This is a genomic window from Methyloversatilis sp. S146-33 (assembly GCF_059552495.1).
The window spans coordinates 209,815-232,948 of sequence record NZ_JCANOT010000015.1 but is presented as its reverse complement, the minus strand read 5'-3'; the positions used below and the strand labels follow the sequence as shown (position 1 = coordinate 232,948).

The 23,134-nt window shown below is 67.1% G+C and carries 15 protein-coding genes; 7 read left to right on the top strand and 8 right to left on the bottom strand.

Annotated elements, in window-relative coordinates; translation table 11 throughout:
- Together AC51BJ_RS03875 and cysD are read right to left on the bottom strand one after the other, a co-directional pair.
- Positions 1 to 552: GTP-binding protein (locus AC51BJ_RS03875; RefSeq protein ID WP_496279374.1), on the bottom strand; the 552-nt coding region annotated here is incomplete at its 3' end.
- Between the two features lies 1 nt (position 553).
- Positions 554 to 1,483: a sulfate adenylyltransferase subunit CysD gene (gene cysD / locus AC51BJ_RS03870; RefSeq protein WP_496279380.1), complete on the bottom strand. Its 930-nt coding sequence runs from the start codon at positions 1,481 to 1,483 to the stop codon at positions 554 to 556.
- A gap of 969 nt (positions 1,484 to 2,452) precedes the next feature.
- Here cysD and cysQ point away from each other — a divergent pair.
- Positions 2,453 to 3,229, top strand: a complete 777-nt coding sequence (gene cysQ, locus AC51BJ_RS03865; protein WP_496279373.1) for a 3'(2'),5'-bisphosphate nucleotidase CysQ — start codon at positions 2,453 to 2,455, stop codon at positions 3,227 to 3,229.
- 10 nt (positions 3,230 to 3,239) lie between these two features.
- Complete coding sequence (locus AC51BJ_RS03860; RefSeq protein ID WP_496279372.1) at positions 3,240 to 4,970, top strand: SLC13 family permease; 1,731 nt, start codon at positions 3,240 to 3,242, stop codon at positions 4,968 to 4,970.
- A gap of 16 nt (positions 4,971 to 4,986) precedes the next feature.
- On the opposite strand, the gene AC51BJ_RS03855 is transcribed toward AC51BJ_RS03860, so the two are convergent.
- Positions 4,987 to 6,177, bottom strand: coding sequence for a BaiN/RdsA family NAD(P)/FAD-dependent oxidoreductase (locus tag AC51BJ_RS03855; protein WP_496279371.1), 1,191 nt, complete (start codon positions 6,175 to 6,177; stop codon positions 4,987 to 4,989).
- An 81-nt stretch (positions 6,178 to 6,258) separates the two neighbouring features.
- Here AC51BJ_RS03855 and AC51BJ_RS03850 point away from each other — a divergent pair, with 81 nt between their 5' ends.
- The gene (locus tag AC51BJ_RS03850) at positions 6,259 to 8,271 is read left to right on the top strand and encodes a cache domain-containing protein (protein WP_496279370.1); all 2,013 of its coding nucleotides are present in this window, start codon (positions 6,259 to 6,261) and stop codon (positions 8,269 to 8,271) included.
- Positions 8,272 to 8,506: 235 nt separating this feature from the next.
- Here the strand turns inward: AC51BJ_RS03850 and AC51BJ_RS03845 are convergent, their stop codons facing one another.
- Both AC51BJ_RS03845 and AC51BJ_RS03840 read right to left on the bottom strand, forming a co-directional pair.
- Positions 8,507 to 9,703 carry a phospholipase A gene (locus tag AC51BJ_RS03845; protein ID WP_496279369.1) on the bottom strand — a complete coding sequence of 399 codons (1,197 nt, stop codon included), beginning with the start codon at positions 9,701 to 9,703 and terminating at the stop codon, positions 8,507 to 8,509.
- Between the two features lie 101 nt (positions 9,704 to 9,804).
- Positions 9,805 to 11,007, bottom strand: a complete 1,203-nt coding sequence (locus tag AC51BJ_RS03840) for an ammonium transporter (protein ID WP_496279368.1) — start codon at positions 11,005 to 11,007, stop codon at positions 9,805 to 9,807.
- A gap of 271 nt (positions 11,008 to 11,278) precedes the next feature.
- Between AC51BJ_RS03840 and gdhA the strand changes: the two genes are divergently transcribed.
- Positions 11,279 to 12,622, top strand: coding sequence for an NADP-specific glutamate dehydrogenase (gene gdhA, locus AC51BJ_RS03835; RefSeq protein WP_496279367.1), 1,344 nt, complete (start codon positions 11,279 to 11,281; stop codon positions 12,620 to 12,622).
- Between the two features lie 395 nt (positions 12,623 to 13,017).
- Here gdhA and AC51BJ_RS03830 read toward each other — a convergent pair whose 3' ends face one another.
- Complete coding sequence (locus AC51BJ_RS03830; RefSeq protein ID WP_496279366.1) at positions 13,018 to 14,223, bottom strand: amino acid aminotransferase; 1,206 nt, start codon at positions 14,221 to 14,223, stop codon at positions 13,018 to 13,020.
- Positions 14,224 to 14,393: 170 nt separating this feature from the next.
- On the opposite strand from AC51BJ_RS03830, the gene uvrB reads away from it, so the two are divergent.
- Complete coding sequence (gene uvrB / locus AC51BJ_RS03825; protein WP_430434342.1) at positions 14,394 to 16,436, top strand: excinuclease ABC subunit UvrB; 2,043 nt, start codon at positions 14,394 to 14,396, stop codon at positions 16,434 to 16,436.
- A gap of 12 nt (positions 16,437 to 16,448) precedes the next feature.
- Here the strand turns inward: uvrB and AC51BJ_RS03820 are convergent, their stop codons facing one another.
- Positions 16,449 to 19,100, bottom strand: coding sequence for a chemotaxis protein CheW (locus AC51BJ_RS03820; RefSeq protein ID WP_496279365.1), 2,652 nt, complete (start codon positions 19,098 to 19,100; stop codon positions 16,449 to 16,451).
- Between the two features lie 298 nt (positions 19,101 to 19,398).
- Between AC51BJ_RS03820 and AC51BJ_RS03815 the strand changes: the two genes are divergently transcribed.
- Together AC51BJ_RS03815 and AC51BJ_RS03810 are read left to right on the top strand one after the other, a co-directional pair.
- On the top strand, positions 19,399 to 21,495 hold the full coding sequence (locus AC51BJ_RS03815; RefSeq protein WP_496279364.1) for a protein-disulfide reductase DsbD family protein: 2,097 nt from the start codon (positions 19,399 to 19,401) through the stop codon (positions 21,493 to 21,495).
- A gap of 13 nt (positions 21,496 to 21,508) precedes the next feature.
- Entirely contained in the window at positions 21,509 to 22,120 is a 612-nt protein-coding gene (locus AC51BJ_RS03810; protein ID WP_496279363.1) for a redoxin domain-containing protein, read from the top strand.
- A 51-nt stretch (positions 22,121 to 22,171) separates the two neighbouring features.
- On the opposite strand, the gene AC51BJ_RS03805 is transcribed toward AC51BJ_RS03810, so the two are convergent.
- A complete protein-coding gene (locus AC51BJ_RS03805; protein WP_020164982.1) occupies positions 22,172 to 23,089 on the bottom strand; it encodes a crotonase/enoyl-CoA hydratase family protein in 918 nt (305 codons plus the stop codon).
- Positions 23,090 to 23,134: the final 45 nt, after the last annotated feature.

Below are 23,134 nucleotides of genomic sequence, written 5' to 3'. Positions count from 1 at the left end.
GTAGTCCTTCTCGATGCGCTCGTACACGTCCTTCGAGTAGCCGACCAGGTCCATCTTGTTGATGGCGACGACCACGCGCTTGATGCCGATCAGCGACACCAGGAAGCTGTGGCGGCGGGTCTGCGTCTGCACGCCGTGGCGTGCATCGACCAGGATGATGGCCAGATCGGCGGTCGAGGCACCGGTGACCATGTTGCGGGTGTACTGCTCGTGGCCCGGCGTGTCGGCGACGATGAACTTGCGCCGGTCGGTCGAGAAGAAGCGGTAGGCGACGTCAATGGTGATGCCCTGTTCGCGCTCCGCGGCGAGACCGTCGACCAGCAGCGCGAAATCGAGGTCGCCGCCCTGGGTGCCCACCTTCTTCGAGTCGGCTTCGAGCGCGGCCAGCTGGTCCTCGAACAGCATTTTCGATTCGAACAGCAGGCGGCCGATCAGCGTGCTCTTGCCGTCATCGACGCTGCCGCAGGTGATGAAGCGCAGCAGGCTCTTATGCTCGTGCTGCTTCAGGTAGGCGCCGATGTCCTGCGCAATGAGGTCGGAAACGTGTGCCATGTCAGAAATACCCTTCCTGCTTCTTCTTTTCCATCGAACCGGCCGAGTCGTGGTCGATCACGCGGCCCTGACGCTCCGAAGTCTTCGTGAGCAGCATTTCCTGGATGATGTCGGTCAGCGTGGCGGCGGTTGATTCGACCGCCCCGGTCAGCGGATAGCAGCCCAGCGTGCGGAAGCGGACGCTCCTCATCTGCGGCACTTCGCCGGCGCGCAGCGGCATGCGTTCGTCGTCCACCATGATGAGGGTGCCGTCGCGCTCGACCACCGGGCGCGGCGCCGAGAAGTAGAGCGGCACGATGGGAATGTTCTGCAGATAGATGTACTGCCAGATGTCGAGCTCGGTCCAGTTCGAGATCGGGAAGGCGCGGATCGATTCGCCCTTGTGCTTGCGCGCGTTGTACAGGTTCCACAGTTCCGGCCGCTGGTTCTTCGGGTCCCAGCGGTGCTGCGCAGTGCGGAAGGAGAACACGCGCTCCTTGGCGCGGGACTTTTCCTCGTCGCGGCGGGCGCCGCCGAAGGCGACGTCGAAACCGTACTTGTCCAGCGCCTGCTTCAGCGCCTCGGTCTTCATGATATCGGTGTGGATCGCGGAGCCGTGCGTGAACGGGTTGATGCCCTTGGCGACGCCTTCCTGGTTGATGTGCACGATGAGGTCCATGCCCAGCTTCTTCGCCATTTCGTCGCGGAACTGGTACATCGCCTTGAACTTCCAGGTGGTGTCCACGTGCAGCAGCGGAAAGGGCGGCACGGCCGGATAGAAGGCCTTCATCGCCAAGTGCAGCATGACCGCGCTGTCCTTGCCGATCGAGTAAAGCATGACCGGGTTTTCGGCTTCGGCCACCACCTCGCGCATGATGTGGATGCTCTCGGCTTCCAGCCGCTGCAGGTGGGTCAGGGTGTCGGGATCGATCGCTTCGGGTCTGGTCTGCATGGGCGCTCTCGGTTTGATCGCGGAATGATGGGGTGCCGACGTGATGTGCGCGTTCGAGCGCGTCACGGCGGGCGGCGGATTCGAGGACGGGGCTGCGGCGGGCGTCACGGTCGGCGACATCGGCAGCGCGGTCCAGCTTAACGGCGGCGTCTGCGCCGACATCCAGCGGTCCAGTTCACCGCCCGGCGTCAGCGTCAGACCGCTCAGCAACAGATGCACCGGCCGCTTCCGTTCGGCAGCGAGACGCTGCCAGAAGCGCGTCCAGTCGTCGGTATCCGGTGGGTTATGGCATGCCGACCAGTGCAACTGGCCGCGGCTTCCGCGCGCGAACAGGAGCCAGTGACGGTGCTCGGCGGCGGTGCCGGGCAGGGCGCCGCACCAGAAGGGGTCGTGGTCGTGCGCGACCGATTTCATCAGCGCGTGCAGCTGCCGGTCGTCGTCGTCGGGCAGCGCGGGCCGCAGGCCCCAGCCGGCGCGATAGCGACCCAGGCTGCGCCGCGGCGGCACCGGCAGACCCTGCTGCACGAACCACGCCGCAATCGCCTCGTCGCTCCACAAACGCTGCGGCAGGCCGAGCGCATCCGGGGTGTGTCCGACCATGGCTGTCAGCAGTCTGCGCTCGACCGAGGCGTCGAGCTTGCGGCCGCTGCCGGCACTGCGGCCGCGACGGCGCAGCAGCACCGCATCCCACCCGCCAGCCAGATAGGCCTTGTGGGCGGCGATGACCGTTGGCGCGCTCAGGTGCACCGCGGCCGACACGGCGGCCACGGTCATGCCGGTCAGGCGCAGCCTGACGGCTTCGCGGCGGCGTTCGTTCAACTCTTCGGCAGGCAGGTTTCTAGCGTCCATTCTTCACGGACAGGGTTGTCATCCGTCATGTAGAGTACAAGCATTCAGTGCGCAGATAATGTGCATTAATTATTTAGTGGCCGTTAAACCGACGGACACCGTGGCTTGTCAGGAGAAAATATGAAGGACGTCGCCGAATTGAAGGCCCTGCATGCGGCGCTCCTGGACATCGTCCGGGATGCGGGCAAGTGCGTGATGGATGTCTATGCGACGGATTTCGAAGTCACTGATAAGTCAGACAATTCGCCTGTAACGCAAGCTGACAAGAAGGCGGACGAGGTCATCGTTGCGCGCTTGAAGGCGCTGACGCCGGACATTTTCATCGTGTCCGAAGAGTCCACCGAAGCCGGTCAGCGGCCGGCGGACGGCGCACCGTTCTGGCTGGTCGATCCACTGGATGGCACGAAAGAGTTTATCAACCGCAACGGTGAGTTCACGGTCAACGTCGCTCTGATCGAGAGCGGCCAGCCGGTGCTGGGCGTCGTGCTGGCGCCGGCGCTGGGCCGCCTGTTCTCGGGCATCGCCGGTGTCGGCGCCTGGCTGGAGGACGCCGACGGCGCGCGCGAAATCCGCTGCCGCGTGCCGCCAGGCGAAGGGCTCACCGTGGTGGCCAGCCGTTCGCACGGCGACGCGGCTGCGCTCGACGCCTACCTCGCGGGCCGCAAGGTGGCCGACCTGCGCAACGCCGGCTCATCCCTGAAGATCTGTCTGGTGGCGGCCGGCGAAGCCGACGTCTATCCGCGCCTCGGCCGCACGATGGAATGGGACATTGCCGCCGGTCACGCGGTGCTGGTGGCCGCCGGCGGCCGCATCGAACAGGTCGACGGTTCGTCGTTCAGCTACGGCAAACCGGATTTCGCCAACCCGCACTTCGCGGCCTGGGGACTGGGCGCCTGAGTCGCCTCTCATGACCGCCTGGCTGGTTCTCGCCTCCATCGGGCTGCTGCTGGCGCTGCTGGTGCATGGCCGCATCGCGCCGGCACCGCTGTTCGCCGGCCTGGCCACCTGCTACTACCTGACCGGTCTGCTCGAACAGAAGGCTTGGCTGGCCAGTTACACCAATCCGGCGCTGGCCATGCTGGTGATGCTGCTGCTGGTGTCGCTGGTGATCGAGCGCTCGCCGATACTGGAGCGCGTGTCCGACCGGCTGCTGCGCGGCTCGCCCGGCTGGGCGGTGGTGCGCTTCACATCGGTCACCACGCTGTTTTCTGCTTTTCTGAACAACACGGCAGTGGTGGGTGCGCTGCTCGGCGTGGTGACCAAGCAGCGTCATCACCCGGCCTCGCTGCTGCTGATCCCGCTGTCCTTCGCCGCCATCGTCGGTGGCATCACCACGCTGGTCGGTACCTCGACCAATCTGGTGGTCAGTTCGCTGATGGTGAATGCCGGCATGAAACCGCTGGGCATGTTCGACCCGAGCTGGGTCGGCGTGCCGGTGGCGCTGGTCTGCGTGGCGGTGCTGGCGCTGAGTGTGCGTCTGCTGCCCCGGCATGCGGCGAACGACCGCGAACTGCAGCAGGCCTATTTTCTCGAGGCGCGGGTCGAGCCGGCTTCGTCGCTGATCGGCCGCAGCATCGAGCAGAACAGGCTGCGCAATCTCGAAGGCCTGTTCCTGCTCGAAATCATGCGCGAGGGCAGGCTCATCTCCCCGGTCGCACCGACCGAGGTGATCGAATCCGGCGATGTGCTCATCTTCACCGGCGAAGTGGACAAGATGGCCGCGCTGCAGCGCTTCGACGGCCTGCAGGTGTTCGGCGTCGAGGCGGATTCGCTGCTGCGCTCCAACCTGCTCGAGGTGGTCGTGTCCAGCCAGTCCGAGCTGGCGAACAAGACGCTGCGGGAAGTCGATTTCCGCACCATGTTTGACGCCGGCGTGGTCGGCATACGCCGTGGCGACAAGCGCCTGACCGGCCAGCTCGGGCGCGTGCCGCTGCACGTCGGCGACAGCCTGCTGCTGGCGGTCGGCCCCGATTTCGCCAACCACCGCAATATCGACCGCAACTTCCATCTGGTCGGCGGCACCGTGCGGCCGCGGCTCACGCCGCTGCAGAGCCGGCTCACGCTGGGCGCCTTCGCGGCGGTGATCGCGCTGTCCGGCCTGGAAATCGTGCCGCTGTTCACCGGTCTGCTGCTGCTGCTCGCCGGTCTGGTCGTCAGCGGCCTGCTGACCTTGGGCGAAATGCGACGCCGTTTCCCGTTCGACTTGGTGCTGACCATAGGCTCGTCGCTGGCCATCGCCCAGGTGCTGGAGAACAGCGGCGCCGCGGAACTGATGACCGGCGCGCTGCGCGCGCTGTACGACGGCCACGGCGTGGTCGGCGCCTTCATCGGCATCTATCTGCTGACGGTGATCCTGACCGAGCTGGTGACCAACAACGCCGCTGCCGCGCTGGCCTTTCCGATCGCACTGTCGACCGCGCGTGCCTTCGAGGCCGACCCGATGCCCTTCGTGATGGCGGTGCTGTATGGCGCCAGCGCCGGCTTCCTGATCCCTTTCGGCTACCAGACCCATCTGATGGTGTATTCGCCCGGGCGCTACCGCATGCTGGATTTCGTGCGCGTCGGCCTGCCGATCAGCGTCGCCTATGGCGCGACCGTGTTGCTGCTGGTGCCGGTCTTTTTCCCGTTCGCCGGTTGAAGCGCAGCGGGCGCGCTCAGGCGGCCTGACCGGCGCACCAGCCGGACGACCAGGCCCACTGGAAGTTGTAGCCGCCCAGCCAGCCGGTCACGTCGACCACCTCGCCAACGAAGTGCAGGCCAGGTACGCGCCGGGCAGCCATCGTCTTCTGGTCGAGCTCGCGCGTGTCCACGCCGCCCAGCGTCACCTCGGCCTTGTTGTAGCCCAGCGTGCCCGACGGATGCAGCGCCCAGCTCTTGAGCTTGGACGCGACGTCGGCCAGCGCGGCGCGCGGCAGCTCGACCAGTGCGCTGTCCCATCGGCCGCCGCCTTCGAAATCCACCCACTGCTGGGCGAAGCGCTTCGGCAGGTGTTCCGCCAGCAGCCCAGCCAGCGTCTGCCGGCCGGTACGCGCCGATTGCAGCCAGCCTTCCGCGTCGTCCACGTCCGGCAGCAGGTCGATGCGCACCGGCTCGCGGCCGGCCGCCTGCTGCCAATAGCTCGACGCCTGCAGGATGGCCGGACCGGACAGGCCGCGGTGGGTGAGCAGGGTCTGTTCGCGGAACTCCGGGCCGTCGCAGGAGGCGATCGAATCGAAGGAGGCGCCGGACAGTTCGCCGAAGCGCGCCAGCCACTCCGGGTCGAGCGCCAGCGGCACCAGCGCCGGCTTGGGCGGCACCACCTTCAGGCCGAACTGCTCGGCCAGCTTGTAACCGAACGGGGTGGCGCCGATCTTGGGTACGGTGAGGCCGCCGGTGGCGATCACCAGCGAGGGGGCAAAGCGCGCGCCCTGGTCGGTATCGATGCGGAACAGATCGCCTTCGCGCGTCACGCCCAGCACCGCCGACGGCTGCTGCCAGCGAACGCCGCCGGCGTCGCACTCGGCCTTCAGCAGGTCGATGATCTGCTGCGAACTGTCGTCGCAGAACAGCTGGCCCAGCGTCTTCTCGTGATAGCGGACGCCGTGCCGCTCGACCAGCGCGACGAAATCGCGCGGCGTGTAGCGCGACAGCGCGGAGCGGCAGAAATGCGGGTTCTGCGACAGGAAACAGTCCGGTCGCAGATCGCGGTTGGTGAAGTTGCAGCGGCCGCCGCCGGAAATGCGGATCTTCTCGGCCAGCTTCGGATAGTGGTCGATCAGCAGCACGCTGCGGCCGCGGCTTCCCGCGGTGGCGGCACACATCAGGCCGGCCGCGCCGGCGCCGATCACGATCACGTCGACATGCATGGACGGAGTAGGGCGGATGAACGAAAGGCGCGAGTGTAGCGGGCGGCAGCGCAAACCCGGGGCCTGAAGTAGCATCGACGGATGCGATTCATTCATTCACTGCGCCGCGGTTCGGTGCGCACCCGGCTGGTCATGCTGGTGCTGGCACCGCCGCTGCTGATGCTGCCGCTGCTGATCGGGCTGGTCGTGCACTGGGGCAATTCGGCCTACGACCAGCTGCTCATCTACAAGGTGAATGCCGAACTGACCATCGCGCGCCAGTATTTCGACCGCGTGCTCGATGGCCAGAAACAGGCGATTGCCGGGCTGGCCGCATCGGGCAGGCTGCGCAGCGTGCTCGACAGCCCGGCCAGGCTTGGCACCTTGCTCGAAGCGCAGGCCGCCGCGCAGCACTTTGACTATCTGTACGTGCTCGATCGCGAGGGGCGGGTGCGAGCAGCATCCCATGGCACGAAGCCTGGTGAGACGCGCGCCGACTGGCCGGTGGTGCGCGGCGCGCTCGCTGGCGACGCCAAGGTCGTGCTGTCGGTGTTCGACGCCGCCCGGCTCAAAGCGATCGGCCCGCCGCTGCTCGAACGTGCCCGCCTCGCCATCGTGCCGACCACCAACGCCCGGCCCGACCCACGCAGCGAGGAAGACCGCGGCATGGTGATCCATATCGCCGTGCCGATACTCGATGCGCAGGGCGAACAGATCGGCGTGCTCGAAGGCGGTCAGCTGCTGAACCGCAACCTCGACTTCGTCGACACCATCAACGACCTCGTCTACAACGACGGCGCGCTGCCGCTGGGCTCGCGCGGCACCGCCACGCTCTTTCTCGACGACGTGCGAATCGCCACCAATGTGCGCATGTTCGGCGGCGACCGCGCGCTCGGCACGCGCGTGTCGGCGGCGGTGCGCCACCGCGTGCTCGACAACGGCGAACGCTGGCTGGACCGCGCCTTCGTCGTGAACGACTGGTATGTGTCGGGCTACGAACCGGTGGTCGATGGCGACGACAGGCGCATCGGCATGCTCTACGTCGGCTTTCTCGAAGCGCCCTTCCGCGAAGTGAAGCAGAACATCCTGGCGGCGCTGATCGGCTTGTTCGCGCTCATCATGGCCACCGGTGTCGTGCTGTCGCTGCGCGGCGCGCGCAGCATCTTCCGGCCGATCGAGCGGATGGACGCCACCATCGGCGCCGTCGAGAAAGGCGACGCCTCGGCGCGCACCGGTACGGTCGAGGGCGGCGAGGAGATCGCCCGCCTGGCCAGTCACCTCGACACGCTGCTCGATACGGTGGCTGCCCGTGAGGCCGAACTGAAACAGCTCAATGCCGAACTGGACCAGAAGGTGGTCGAGCGCACCGCCGAACTGCGCGAGGCGCAGCGCCAACTGGTGCGCTCGGAAAAGCTGGCCGCCATCGGCCAGCTCACCGCTGGCGTGGCGCACGAGATCAACAATCCGATCGCCGTCATGCAGGGCAATCTCGACCTGATGCGCGCCGTGCTCGGCCCGGCTGGCAATACGGTGAAGACCGAAGTCCGCCTGCTGGACGAACAGATCAACCGCATCCGCGTCATCGTGACCAAGCTGCTGCAGTACGCGCGGCCGGGCGAGTTCGCGGGCTATGTGGACGAACTGGACACCGCCACGCTGCTGCACGACACGCTGCCGCTGGTGCAGCACCAGGCGCGCAAGTCCGGCGTCGACATCGTGTTCGATACCGCGGCGACGACACGCGTGCGCATCAATCGCGACGAAGTGCAGCAGGTGCTGGTGAATCTCATCGTCAACGCGCTGCACGCGATGCCCGACGGCGGCACGCTGACGCTGGCAACGCGCGACAGCGCAGATCCGGCCGGCGCACGGATAGACGTGCGCGACACCGGCCACGGCATCGCGCCCGAGCACATCGGTCGCGTGTTTGATCCCTTCTTCACCACCAAGCGCTCGGAAGGCACAGGCCTCGGGCTGTCGGTGTCGCTTGGACTGATCGAGCGCTATGGCGGCACCATCACGGTCACCAGCACGCCGGGCGAGGGCACCTGCTTCAGCGTGCACCTGCTGGCGGAACCGCAGTTCCGCGGCGCCGAGGGGCCGGCGCACGCGTAGTGACGGCGTCGCGACGCAGCGGGCTTCGATGCAGGCCGCAATCGCGAGCAAGCTCGCTCCCACAGAAACCCGGCTCCGGCGGCGGATCGGGAGCGTGTTCGTGGGAGCGACCTCTGGTCGCGATGCGGCCATCGAGGGCCGCCGGCTGCGATGTCGGCTGCAATCGCGAGCGAGCTCGCTCCCACGGGTCGGCCGATGAGAGCAGAGCGCGGGCGACCCGCCCCCTGCCGACGCGTCAGCGCACGATAGAGAAACCGACCCGGAACTGCGCCGGCCCGCTGCGGTTGTAGTCGATCAGGCTTTCGCCGTAGCCATTGAAGTACTGGAAGTGCAGGAAGCCGCCGGCGCCGGCATCGGCCAGCAGGCGGCGCTTCAGGCGGTAGGACAGATCGAGCTGCAGCGAGCCCTGGTCGCCCGGATAGCTTTCCGCCTTCAGCAGCCAGCCGTCGTCATTGCCCACTTCGAGGCCGACCAGCGCGTAGCCGCGGTACTTCGAAATGTCGCGGTTGGTCGGGTCGCGGTCGGTGTAATCGAACAGCTTCACCGAGGCACCGACGTGCGTGTTGTGGTCGATGTCCCAGCGCCATGAGGGCTTCACGAACAGGGTGTCGATCGAGCGCGATTCGCTGCCGTCGCGTCCGTTCGACTGGTGCTCGTAGCCGGCTTGCGCGCTGACCGTGTGACGCGAACCGATCTGCCGGTAGGGGCCGAACTCGTAGAAGAAGCTGGGCTTGTATGTGGTGTCGCGGAAGGGCTTGGAGTCGCCGCTCCAGTCCCAGGTCGAGGTCTGGGTGTAGCCGAAGTGCAGGCCGGTCAGCAGATCGCCGAGCGGCAGTTCGGTCGCCCAGCCCTCCGGGTCGAAGATGCGGTACTTGAACGACAGCTGGAAGCGCGCCGTGGTGTCGCCGCGTGAGCCGGCAACGAAATAGACCGGCTCGTGCGTCCCCAGACCGATGCGATTGCGGCCCAGGTTGACCACGCCTGCCGGTTCGGCGTCCGGGTCGTCGGTCGCGGCGGGGCGTGTGGCGCCGGGCGTCGTGACGGCGACCGCGCCGGCGGCCAGCGGCGCCGGCCTGAGCTGCACCAGAAGTACGCTGGACGCAGCCGAGGTCAGTTCCAGGCGACCGGTGCCGTCGAGATCGGTCGGGAATACTGCCGAGTAGTCGCGTCGCCCGCCCTGTGTCGGCGTGGCAGCACGCAGCGTCACGTCGGCGGCGCGGGCGCCGACGATGATGCGTGCCTTCAGTTCGTCGGGCAGTGTGTCGCCGGTGGTCGACACGACGGTGAGCGTGAGCGGCAGACCCGGATCGACCACGGTCTGCCGCGTGGCAAGCAGCAGGTCGGCGTGTGCGGGGGCGGCGAGCAGTGCGCCGAGCAGCGCAAGCAGTGGTGCGGATCGACGGGAAGACGCGGCGTGGCGCGGGCGGATCATGGCGAAGCTCCTGGGTGGACTGCCCGCGATTCTGCCTCGGCGCCGGCACCTTGCGCTGTCGGCATGAGCCGACCGCGCGCAGGCGCCGTCCTACCGGGTGCTCACCACAGCGTTTCCCGCTCCGGCGACGCGCTGATGCGATGGATCGCGAGGTCGGCGCCTTCGAATTCCTGCTCCGGGTCCAGGCGCAGTCCGACGAAAACGCGGATCGTGCCGTAGATGACGAAGCCGCCGGCCAGTGCGATGGCGACGCCGGCCACGGTGCCGACCAGCTGAGTCATGAAGGTGACCGAGCCCAGACCGCCGAGCGCTTCCAGTCCGAACAGGCCGGCCGCGATGCCGCCCCAGGCGCCGCACAGGCCGTGCAGCGGCCACACGCCGAGCACGTCGTCGATCTTCCAGCGGTTCTGCGTCAGCGTAAACATCAGTACGAACAGGCCGCCGGCGACCGCACCGGTGCCCAGCGCACCGAGCGGGTGCATCAGGTCGGAGCCGGCGCAGACCGCGACCAGTCCTGCAAGCGGGCCGTTATGCACGAAGCCGGGGTCGTTGCGGCCGGCCACCAGCGCCACCAGCGTGCCGCCGACCATGGCCATCAGCGAATTGACGGCGACCAGGCCATTCACCGATTCCAGCTTCTGTGCGCTCATGACGTTGAAGCCGAACCAGCCGACGGTCAGGATCCATGCGCCCAGGGCGAGAAAGGGGATGCTCGATGGCGGGTGGGCGGAGATGCCACCGTCGCGCGAATAGCGGCCGCGCCGCGCGCCGAGCAGCAGCACGGCGGCGAGCGCGACCCAGCCGCCGAAGGCATGCACCACCACCGAGCCGGCGAAGTCATGGAAAGGGGCGCCGAACTGCGTTTCAAGCCATTTCTGGAAGCCGAAGTTGGCGTTCCACACCATGCCTTCGAACAGCGGATAGAGCAGGCCGACAATCAGCGCGGTCGCCATCACCTGCGGCCAGAAGCGCGCGCGTTCGGCGATGCCGCCGGACACGATGGCGGGGATCGCGGCCGCGAAGGTGAGCAGGAAGAAGAACTTCACCAGGTCGTAACCACTCGACTGCGTGAGCGAGGCCGCGCTGCCGAAGAAGTGCACGCCATATGAGATGCCGTAGCCGATGAAGAAATACACCAGCGTCGATACGCAGAAATCGACCAGAATCTTCACCAGTGCATTCACCTGATTCTTGCGCCGCACCGTGCCGACTTCGAGGAAGGCGAAGCCGGCGTGCATCGCCAGCACCATGATGGCGCCGAGCAGGATGAACAACACGTCGGCCGAGGTCTTGAAACTGTCCATGAGGGCTCCGGAAATCACAACCGCGGTGCGTTTAGCAAGGAGCGCACCAGAATGTGTCGGTCTGATGACAGTCGATGCACGATGATTGAGCGTGATCCGGAAAGTCGCGCCAGGCCGTGCTGCCGACGATGCTCCCCGGTCGGTCGTAGACCGCACTGCGTTGGGGCGCGGCGTGTTTTCGGGCACTAAAAGTGTGCTTGCTGAAACAAATTCGATCAAAATGCCCTGCTGTGGTGCAAGACAGCCTTAGTGCGTGATTCAGGAGACAGCGTTGAAGTACAGCAATTTCAAGTCGTTCGTGAGCGTCGTCGAGGCGCGCAACCCGGGGCAGCCGGAGTTCATGCAGGCGGTCACCGAAGTGATGGAGAGCCTGTGGCCCTTCATCGAGGCGCATCCGCGCTACGCCGAGCAGGCGCTGCTCGAGCGGCTGGTCGAACCGGAGCGGGTCATCATCTTCCGCGTCAGCTGGGTGGACGACAGAGGCGAAGTGCAGGTCAATCGCGGCTACCGCATCCAGCACAGCTCGGCCATCGGCCCCTACAAGGGCGGCATCCGATTCCACCCGTCGGTAAACCTGTCCATCCTGAAGTTCCTGGCTTTCGAGCAGACCTTCAAGAACGCGCTCACTACGCTGCCGATGGGCGGCGGCAAGGGCGGCTCGGACTTCGATCCGAAGGGGCGCAGCCAAGGCGAAATCATGCGTTTCTGCCAGGCTTTCGTATCCGAACTGTTCCGCCATATCGGCTCGGATACCGACGTGCCGGCCGGCGACATCGGCGTCGGCGGTCGTGAGGTCGGCTATATGGCGGGCATGATGAAGAAGCTGTCCAATCGTGCGGACTGCGTGTTCACCGGCAAGGGCCTGAGTTTCGGCGGTTCGCTGATCCGGCCGGAAGCGACCGGTTACGGCACCGTCTATTTCGCCGAGGAAATGCTGTGTCACGCCGGCCATTCGATGGCCGGCCTGCGCGTCGCCGTGTCCGGCTCGGGCAATGTGGCGCAATACGCGGTGGAAAAGGCGATGGCGCTGGGCGCCAAGGTGGTGACGGTGTCCGACTCCAGCGGCACGGTGATCGACGAGGACGGTTTCACGCCGGAGAAGCTGGCCATCCTGATGGACGTGAAGAACGTGCAGTACGGCCGTGTCAGCGACTACGCGAAGAAGGTGGGCGCGGCTTTCGAGGCGAACATGCGGCCGTGGCGCGTGCCGGTCGACGTCGCGCTGCCGTGTGCGACGCAGAACGAACTGGACGAGAGCGACGCGCGCACGCTGATCGCCAACGGTGTCCGTTGCGTGGCCGAGGGCGCCAACATGCCGTCGACCATCGAAGCGGCCAAGGCATTCGAGGCGGCGGGCGTGCTGTACGCGCCGGGCAAGGCATCGAACGCCGGCGGCGTCGCGACTTCGGGCCTCGAAATGAGCCAGAACGCGCTCCGCATGAGCTGGACGCGCGACGAGGTCGATACCCGTCTGCTGCACATCATGCAGGGCATCCACGGCGCCTGCCTGCAGTACGGCAAGCGCAAGGACGGACGCGTGAGCTACCTCGACGGCGCCAACGTCGCCGGCTTCGTCAAGGTGGCGGAAGCGATGCTGGGGCAGGGCGTGGTCTGACGGGTTTGCCCGCGCGCGCCGCCGCGCGGGAGTGGACGAGTGCCTGCGATGGCCGCCTGAAGAGGCGCCGGCGACCGGCAACAGCCGCATCGCGGCCAAGGCCGCTCCCACAGGGATCGCGCGCGATCCGTGGTCGGAGCCGGGGATCTGTGGGAGGGGTCCTCTGACCCCGACAGCAGTCTGTATCGAAGCCGGCGGGTCGCAACAGCCGCGTCGCGGCCAAGGCCGCTCCCACAGAGGTCGCGCGCGATCCGTGGTAGCGTCGGGGTTATGTGGGTGGGGTCTTCTGACCCCGACAGCGGCCTCGATCAAAGTTGCAGCCCGCGGCGGCAGAGTCAGGGCCAACAAAAAGCCCACTCCGAGGAGTGGGCTTTTTGTATGGAGCGGCGCGTCGATTACTTCAGGATGGTCGCCAGCGAGTCGGCCACATAATCGATGTTCTTCGAGTTCAGCGCGGCCAGGCAGATACGGCCGGTGCTCACCGCGTAGATGCCGAACTCGTCGCGCAGACGGTCGACCTGGGCCACGGTCAGGCCGGTGTAGCTGAACATGCCGCGCTGGCGCACGACGAAGGAGAAGTCGCGCGCCACACCGCGGGCCGACAGCTTGTCCACCAGGCCGGTGCGCATGGCGCGGATGCGCTCGCGCATTTCGCCCAGTTCCTGTTCCCACATCGAACGCAGTTCCGGCGTGGCCAGCACCGATGCCACCACCGCGCCGCCGTGGGTCGGCGGGTTGGAGTAGTTGGTGCGGATGGTGCGCTTCAGCTGGCTCAGTACGCGCGCCGATTCGTCCTTGGACGCGGTCACGATGGACAGCGCGCCGACGCGCTCGCCATACAGCGAGAAGGACTTCGAGAACGAGCTGGAAATGACGAAGCTCAGGCCGGACTGCACGAACTGGCGTACCGCCACGGCGTCCTGGTCGATGCCGTCGGCGAAGCCCTGGTAGGCCATGTCGAGGAAAGGCACCAGGTTGCGCGCCTTGCACACCTCGACCACTTCGGCCCACTGGGCGTCGGTCAGGTCGGCGCCGGTCGGGTTGTGGCAGCAGGCGTGCAGCAGCACGATCTGGTTGGCCGGCAGCGCCTTCAGATGGGCCATCATCGCGTCGAAACGCACGCCGCGCGTGTCGGCGTCGAAATACGGGTACACGTCGACTTCGAAGCCGGCGGCTTCGAACAGCGCGCGGTGGTTTTCCCAGCTCGGGTCGCTGATGTACACCTTGGCCTGCGGCAGCAGACGCTTCAGGAAGTCGGCGCCGATCTTCAGTGCGCCGGTGCCGCCCAGGGCCTGAGCGGTGACGACGCGGCCGTCGGCGGTGAGGGCGGCGCCCTGGCCGAACAGCAGGTCCTGCACCGCCTTGTTGTAGGCCGGCGCGCCTTCGATCGGCTGGTAGCCGCGCGGCGGCGCGTTCTTCATGCGCGCCTCTTCGGCCGTGCGCACCGCGCGCAGCAGCGGCAGCTTGCCCGCGTCGTCGTAATACACGCCCACGCCCAGGTTCACCTTGGTGGTGCGGGTATCAGCGTTGAAGGCTTCGGTCAGGCCCAGGATGGGGTCGCGCGGGGCCATCTCGACGGACGAGAAAACGGACGGGTTCATGCGTGCTCCGGTGTGCAGGGTTGGTTTGCCCGGTACGGGCGGTGCGTCGTGCTATTAAAGATAGGTCGAAAAACCGACAACAATCGCGCTAATGTCTGCCTTTGCCCGAACACCGCCGAAGTCTCGTGGTCATCAGGCTGCAAACGATTTGTGCAACGCAAAATTCTACCATGTCGGAAACTGTCGCCACACCCGCCTTGTTAACGTTTGACAACAGCCCTTACCGGCTGCATCAGCCCTTCCCGCCGGCCGGCGATCAGCCGGGTGCCATCGCCAAACTGGTCGAAGGCATCGACGACGGACTCATGTTCCAGACCCTGCTCGGCGTGACCGGCTCGGGCAAGACCTTCACGATGGCCAACGTGATCGCGCGCACCGGTCGCCCGGCCATCGTGATGGCGCCGAACAAGACGCTGGCCGCCCAGCTGTACTCGGAATTCCGCGAGTTCTTCCCGGAAAACGCGGTCGAGTATTTCGTCAGTTACTACGACTACTACCAGCCGGAAGCCTACGTGCCGTCGAAGGACCTGTTCATCGAGAAGGACAGCGCCATCAACGAGCACATCGAACAGATGCGGCTGTCGGCGACCAAGAGCCTGATGGAGCGGCGCGACGTGGTCATCGTCGCCAGCGTGTCGTCGATCTACGGTATCGGCGACCCGGTGGATTACCACGCGATGATCCTGCACCTGCGCGAAGGCGGCACGCTGCACCAGCGCGACATCATCGCGCGGCTGGTGCAGATGCAGTACCAGCGCAACGACATCGACTTCAAGCGCGGCACCTTCCGCGTGCGTGGCGACGTGATCGACATCTTCCCGGCCGAACACGCCGAGAACGCGCTGCGCGTGTCGCTGTTCGACGACCAGATCGAGGAACTGTCGCTGTTCGACCCGCTGACCGGCCAGGTGCGCAGCCGCATCGGCCGCTTCACCGTCTATCCGTCCAGCCACTACGTGACGCCGCGCGCGACCGTGCTGCGGGCGATCGACGCGATCAAGACCGAGCTGGAAATGCGTTCGAAGGAATTCGTCAGCCAGCACAAGCTGGTCGAGGCGCAGCGCATCGAACAGCGCACCCGCTTCGATCTCGAAATGCTGAACGAGTTGGGCTTCTGCAAGGGCATCGAAAACTACTCGCGCCACCTGTCGGGCCGCCAGCCGGGCGAGCCGCCGCCGACGCTGATCGACTATCTGCCGCCGGACGCGCTGATGTTCATCGACGAATCGCACGTGACCATTCCGCAGATCGGCGGCATGTACAAGGGCGACATGGCGCGCAAGAGCAATCTGGTCGATTTCGGTTTCCGCCTGCCCTCGGCGCTGGACAACCGGCCGCTCAAGTTCGACGAATTCGAGAAGCTGATGCCGCAGACCGTGTTCGTGTCGGCCACGCCGTCCGCCTACGAGGCCGCCAACCAGGGCCAGGTGGTGGAGCAGGTGGTGCGGCCGACCGGCCTGGTCGATCCAGTGGTCGACATCCGCCCGGCGTCGACGCAGGTGGATGACCTGCTGGGCGAGATCCGCAAGCGGGTCGAGGCGTCCGAGCGGGTGCTGGTGACCGTGCTGACCAAGCGACTGGCCGAGGACCTGACCGACTACTTCAGCGAGAACGGCGTGCGCGTGCGCTATCTGCACTCGGACATCGACACCGTCGAGCGGGTGGAAATCATCCGCGACCTGCGGCTGGGCGAGTTCGACGTGCTGGTGGGCATCAACCTGCTGCGCGAAGGTCTGGACATTCCCGAGGTGTCGCTGGTCGCCATCCTCGACGCCGACAAGGAGGGCTTCCTGCGTTCGGAGCGCAGCCTGATCCAGACCATAGGCCGGGCGGCCCGACATCTGCACGGCACGGCCATCCTTTACGCCGACAACATGACCGACTCGATGAAGCGCGCCATCGCCGAAACCGAGCGGCGGCGCGCCAAGCAGATCGCGCACAACGAGGCGCACGGCATCACGCCGAAGGGCGTGGTCAAGCGGATCAAGGACATCATCGACGGCGTCTACGACCAGGAAGAGGTCGCGCGCGAACTGATGGTGGCCGAGGAACACGCCCGTTTCGAGGCGATGAGCGAGAAGGATCTGGCGCGGGAGATCAAGAAGCTCGAAAAGGAAATGGTCGAGCACGCGAAGAACCTGGAGTTCGAAAAGGCGGCCGAGGCGCGCGACCGGCTGTTCAAGCTTCGCAGCGGCGCTTTCGGCGTCGCCTGAGCGGGCACGGTTTCAGCGACCGGCCGCCGCTTCGCGTCGTGGCAGCGAAATCGCCGCGGCCGGCGGAGTGCTCCCACCGGCGAGGCGATTGACGATGCGTTCGACGCCGAGCACCAGCAGCAGCGCTTCGTCGCCGTCGCCGCTGCCGCCCAGCACCGATTCACCCAGCACATTGCCGCCGGCCAGCATCGCCGGTATGGGGCGCAGGCGGGCGGTCGATACTTCCGGAATGTCGCCCAGCGCGTCGGCCAGTATGCCGATGCGGGTATCGTCGTCGCGGCGCAGCACGAGTACCTGCCGCGTCGAGTCGTCGGGTGCCGACGGGACCGCTTCGTCGTCGTGCAGCATACTGGCGATATCGAACACAGCGATCGGCACGCCGTCGTACATCAGATAGCCGGCCATGGTTTCACCGGCACCGGGCACGCCGGTCAGACCGGCCGCATCGACCGCCTCGATGACTTTCTCGGTGCGCAGTCCGAACCAGTTTCGGCCGACGCGGAAGGTGGCGATTTCCACCGTGTCGTCGCTGCTCGCGTCGCCGCGGATCGCCGGCGCCGTGCAGCTCGCCGTAGCGGACTGCACGGCGACCGCGCACAGGGGCATGAATACCAGTGCGGTGACGCGCGTGCGGGCGGCGTTCGCGCCGCTGCCGTACTCACGGTAGCCGTGCGAGTTCGCCACGCCGACTGCGAAGTACTGGTCGTCGATGCGAAGCACGCCGCTGCCGTCGTCGGCCAGCGCCAGTGCCTCGACGGCCTCCGGCGGGCGTTGACCGGGGCGCCAGCGCTCGTCGGTGCAGGCGATCACCTGTGCGTCGGCGTCGATGAAGGCCGCGAAGCAGCCGTTGCGGACCGCGCCGTCGGCGCCGCGCGGCAGGCAGTCGCGCAGCATGGCGAGCAGTTGCGGTGCGCTGTCGAACACGATACCGACGCCGCCGATGACTGCCGCCTTCTCGTCGCCGGCCGACGGCGCGCGCAGCGCTGCACCATATATATAGGTGGGCGCGTTGCCGTACAGCGCGCTCGGTGCGAAGGCGGACACTGCCCAGGCCTGGGAGTCGTCCAGCGCCAGCGTCCGGCGTACCCAGTCCTCGCCCGGTGCGCGCCCGCTCCATGATGCGCCGCCGACGGTCGAACCCGATTCCGCGACAACCACGCCTTGCGTGTCGAACACCAGCAGGTTGGCGTAGACGGTGTAGAGCGAGTGGATGTAGCGCAGCACCTCGGTGACGCGCTGTCGGCCCGCCTCGTCGACCGGCGCCGCAAGCACCTCGCGGAATACCGAGGTGAGCGCCCACCAGCGGCAGTCATTGGCGCGCTCGTACAGATTGCGGTCGAGGATGTCGATGGCCAGCGACGCGGCGAAGCGGCTGTCGTGCAGGATGGCCGACACCACGGTTTCGTGCAGGTTGGCGATGGAGCGCTCGAACACGTCGCGCGTGCGGTCGCCGGTATTGCTGATTTCCCACAGCAGGATTTTCGAGAAGGCCGGGTTCAGCGCACGCTGCGAACTGCTCTGCCGGACGTTGCCGTTCCACACCGAGCGGTTCAGCGTGCGCTGGATGCGGTCGGCCTGTTCCGGGATGCGCCGCAGTTGTTCGGAGAACAGTGTCGGGCTGGACATGATGGCGCTGCGCACGTCGTCGCCCAGCGCGCGCAGCGGTGCGGCCGCTTCGCGCGCGAAGGCGTGCTCGACCGGCAGCATCACCAGCCCGCACCAGCCGGGGCCGGCGTAGCCCTGATAACCGCGGCTCGGGCAGCGCATGGCGAGGTATTCGCGCGCGGCGAAGCGCAGCCGCTGGACTTCCGGACCGTCGGAGCAGGGCAGACGGGCACCGAGCGGCACGTGGAAGCGGTCCGAACTGGCGATCACCCGGTGGTCGGCGTCGACGACGAGGATGACGGCCCAGTCGTCGGCCGTCAGCAGGCCGTCGAAGATGCGCTGCATTTCGTCGTCGAAGCGGAACACCAGGCTCAGCACGCCGATTGCCCCGCCCGCGTCGTCGCAGACGCGGCAGGAATAGACCAGCGACTGTGTCTGCGTCGGAAGGAAGTCGATGGCGCGGAAGGTTTCCACGTAGCCGGCGTCGGTCGTCAGCGCCTCGGCGATCAGCGCGTCGTGCGACTGTACCGGTGCCGCGGCGTCGTCCAGCCGCAGCAGGATGTGGCCGTCGGTATCGGTCAGCACGATGTCGGAATACACGGTGTACTTCGCCGCGTACTCGGCGAAGCGCGCGCGCAGTTGCGTCCGCGCGGCGGCCAGGTCGCGCGCCAGCAGCACGTTTCCGGCGCATTGGCGGACCTTGCCGATGAACTGCCGGATGTCGGCGTCGCAGGCGAGGAAACCGATGTCGGCGGTGCGCTCGAACAGGTTGCGCACCAGGATATCGATCGCCACCTGTGCCTTGGCCGACATGTCCAGCCGGCAGGTGCGCAGTTCCTCGTGGCCGAGCTGGTTGAGCAGCGTGCCGGTCAGTTCGGCGAAAGCGTGCCGGGTTCCGCTCATGTCGGTGCCGGTTCCGGACAGCTGGCCCAGCATGGTGAGGTTGTCCCAGACCGACTGCAGGTTGCGCAGCAGTTCGCGGTACTCCTCGACGTTGTCCATGTGGCGGATGACGCCCGCCAACTCGGTATCGACTTCGATGTTCTTGTACTGGGCCATGGCTCGGCGCTCCTCATGTGCGATGTGTGCTGACGCTCCCGGAGGGCGCCGCTTCTTGTTTTCGCTCTGCATCCCGGGTCATAACGATCGCCGGGCGCGGATTCATGAGCATCGTTAGTGCCGTAACTCCCGTTCTTCCGTGACGCAGTTCCTCGGTGCCCGGGATGGCGGGCGCCGCTCCCGGCGCGCGTGCCGTGCGCCGTCCGACAGCTGCGAACCCGCATCGCCGATCATGGTCGACTGACCGAGACGTACACGAGCGTCTGGCGCTCGGAACCCCACTTTCGCCTTCCGCACGATGTCCCTCATCCCATACCTCTGTTGCGTTCTTGCGCTGACCAGCGCCGCCCCGGCGCTGTACGCCGCTCGCAGCGAAGCGCAGATCAGTCCGCGCGCAAGCGTCGCCCTGCTGTCGGCGAGCGACGTGGCCGCCCCCGGTCAGACGCTCGATCTGGGCCTGCACTTCCGTTTCCAGCCGGGCTGGCACATCTACTGGATGAATCCGGGCGACGCCGGCCAGCCGCCGCGCATCGATGTGTTCGCGCCGGCCGGCAGCGCGCTCGGTGACGTGAACTGGCCGGCGCCGGAACGCCACGTCGATGGGCCGATAACCACTTTCGTCCATCAGGGCGAGGTGCTGCTGCCTTTCACGGTGACGCTGCCGCCGGCCCTCGCCGGCGCAGCCGCGCTGTCGGTGAAGGCGAACTGGCTGGTGTGCAAGGACATCTGCATTCCGGAAGAGGGCGTGTTCAGGCTGGCTCTGCCTGCCGGCTCGCCGCAGGACAGTGCCGAGGCACCGCTGTTCGAGGCGGCGCGCGCGGCCGTGCCGACACGCAGTGAGTGGCGTGCGACGGTCGATGCGCAGGGCGTGCTGACACTGGAGGGGGCGGGCACCGGCACCCTGCAGGCGGCCGACTTCTTCCCGGCCGATTGGGGGCGTGTCGAACACGGGGCCGTCCAGACCTTGAGCACGACGGGTGATACCGCGCGCATCGCGCTGACACCGGGCCCGGACTTCGATCCGGAGAAGGCGCTCGAAGGCGTGCTGCGCGTGCGCGGTGCCGACGGCATCGAGCGGGCGCTGTGGGTGACGACGCCCGGTACATCGACGGTACGCACGCCGGCACTCAGTCTGGCGGCGGCCGATGCCTTGCCGCCCGCGGCACCGGCGAGCCCGGTCGCTGCGCCCGCCGACGAGGGGCTGCTGTGGCCGCTGCTGTTCGCCTTCGCCGGCGGTTTGCTGCTGAACCTGATGCCCTGCGTGTTCCCGGTGCTGGCGATCAAGGCGCTGTCGTTCGCGAAGATGGGCGGCGACCGCGCGGGCGCCGTGCGCCTGCAGTCGCTTGCCTACTGCGCCGGGGTGGTCGCGAGTTTCCTGCTGCTGGCCGCTCTGCTGCTCGCGCTGCGTGCCGCCGGCACGCAGGCCGGATGGGGGTTCCAGTTCCAGTCGCCGGTGTTCGTCGCCGCCATGGCCACCTTGCTGTTCGGCATCGGACTGAACCTCTCCGGCGTGTTCGACATCGGCGCCCGGCTCGCGTCGGCCGGCGAGTCGCTGGCCTCGCGCGGTGGGCTCGCGGGCAGCTTCTTCACCGGCGTGCTGGCGGTGGTGGTCGCCACACCCTGTACCGCGCCCTTCATGGGCGGGGCGATCGCGGCGGCGCTGGGCGCGCCGGCGCTGGTGACCGTGGGCATCTTCGTCGCGCTCGGACTGGGCATGGCGCTGCCCTATCTGCTGTTCGCGTTCTTTCCGGCGGTGGCTGCGCACATGCCCCGACCGGGCGCGTGGATGGAAAGATTGAAGCAGGCGCTGGCCTTCCCGATGTACGGTGCGGCGGCCTGGCTGGTCTGGGTGCTGAGCCAGCAGAGCGGGGCCGATGGCGTGCTGCACGTGCTGGCTGCACTGCTGCTGGTGGCGCTGGCAGCCTGGCTGTTCGGTGTCGCGCAGCGCGCTTCTGCGGGCAACTGGAGCTGGCGCGGTGCGGCAGCGTTGGCACTGCTGGCCGGCCTGCTGGCGCTCGGTCGCACGCCGGAGCCGGCGGCGACGATGCCTGTCGCGCAGACAGCCGAAGGTGCCTACTCGGTACAGCGGCTGGCCGATCTGCGCGCTGCCGGCACACCGGTGTTCGTGAACATGACCGCCGCCTGGTGCGTCACCTGCCTGATGAACGAGAAGGTCGCCCTGTCGACCGATGCCGTGCAGGGCGCCTTCGCCGCGCGCGGCATCGTCTATCTGAAAGGCGACTGGACGCGCGCCGACCCGGACATCACCCGTTTCCTGCAGTCGCACGGTCGCGACGGCGTACCGCTCTACGTGTATTACGCGCCCGGCCGGGAGGGCGTCGTGCTGCCGCAGATACTGACGCCGCAGATCGTGCTCGATCACATCGCCTCATGAGGAGATTTCGTCGATGAACATCCAAGCCACGCTCCGCACCGGCCTGCTGGCCAGCCTACTGTTTGCTGCTGCCGTCCATGCCGCACCGCGCATCGGCGAGCCGGCACCGGCCTTCACCGCCTTTGATTCCAACGGCCGGACGGTGAAGCTGTCCGATTTCGCCGGCCGGACGGTGGTGATGGAATGGACCAATCACGGTTGCCCCTACGTACAGAAGTGGTACGGCGGCGGCATGCAGGCGCTGCAGAAGGACGCCACCGGCAAGGGGGCGGTGTGGCTCACCGTGCTCAGTTCGGCGCCGGGCACGCAGGGTCACGTCGACGGCCCGACAGCGAACCGCATGATGAAGGAGCAGGGCGCCGCGCCGACCCACTACCTGCTGGACTACGAAGGCAAGGTCGGTCGCGCCTACGCCGCACAGGTGACGCCACACATGTACGTCATCGCACCCGACGGCCGGCTCGCCTACATGGGCGGCATCGACAGCATCGCGTCGACCGAGGTGAACGACATTGCGAAGGCCGAGCCGCTGGCGCGGCTGGCGATCGATGCGGTACTGGCGGGGAAATCGGTGGCCAAGGCGCAGACGCGCCCCTATGGCTGCTCGGTGAAGTACGCGAACTGATGGTGAGGAAGCGGCCGGTGCATGCCTCGCACCGGCCGGCGGAAGGCGCACTCAGGCGCTGACGCTGCCGGTGCCCGGATGATTCGCGGCGTGCATGCGGTTCTGCGCCTTGACCAGGCGTTCCATCGTACGCAGGTCCTTGCGGTCGAGCTTCATCGCGCCGCGCACCCACTCGCGCGTCACGTCTTCGAGTTCCTGGTAAGTCAGGCGCACGTAGGCGTGCATCTTGGCTCGCTGGAAGGCACGGAAACCCTTGAGCTGTGACGACATCGAGCGCATCACGTCACGCGCCACCCATTCGCCGCGGCCCGGCTCGGCCAGGTGATCGACCAGCCCCAGTTCGTGCATCTTCTCGGCCGGCAGTACCTTCGCGTTCAGGATCAGGTCTTCCGCCACGCGCGGGCCGGCCTTGCGCGCGACCAGGCTGTAGGCGCCCATGCCCGGAAACAGGTTGAACATCATTTCCGGGAAGCCCAGCTTGGCGCCGCGTTCGGCGATCACCACGTGGCAGGACAGCGCCGCCTCGAAACCGCCGCCCAGCGCATCGCCCTGGACCACGGCCATCGACACCGCGTCGGCATGCAGACCGGCGACGTTGTTGTTGATGGCGCGGATGCAGGCTTCGGCATAGCGCATCAGTCCGGCCTCGTCGCCTGCCTCGACCAGTTTCTGGAACAGGTCGAGATCGCCGCCGAGGTTGTAGACACCGGGTACGCCCGAGCAGTTGAGGAAGAAGTCCACCGTGCCCGGCGCCAGTTCCACCTCTTGCTGCTGCGCCACGACGTCGGCCAGCAACTCCGGCGTGAAGCAGGGGCGTCCGGTCGGGTGCGCGTACATCCACAAGGCGCGTGTTTCCGCCTCGTAGCGCGAAGTCAGGATGGGTGTGGACAGCAGGCGTGGCGCATTTGCGGCCATGCCGGGCAGCGGCACCGTGTGCAGATGAGCACGGGTGCGATCAATGATCTGCATTGCACGCCTCCATACGAAATACATCGCGGGCAGGCGCGGCAGCGT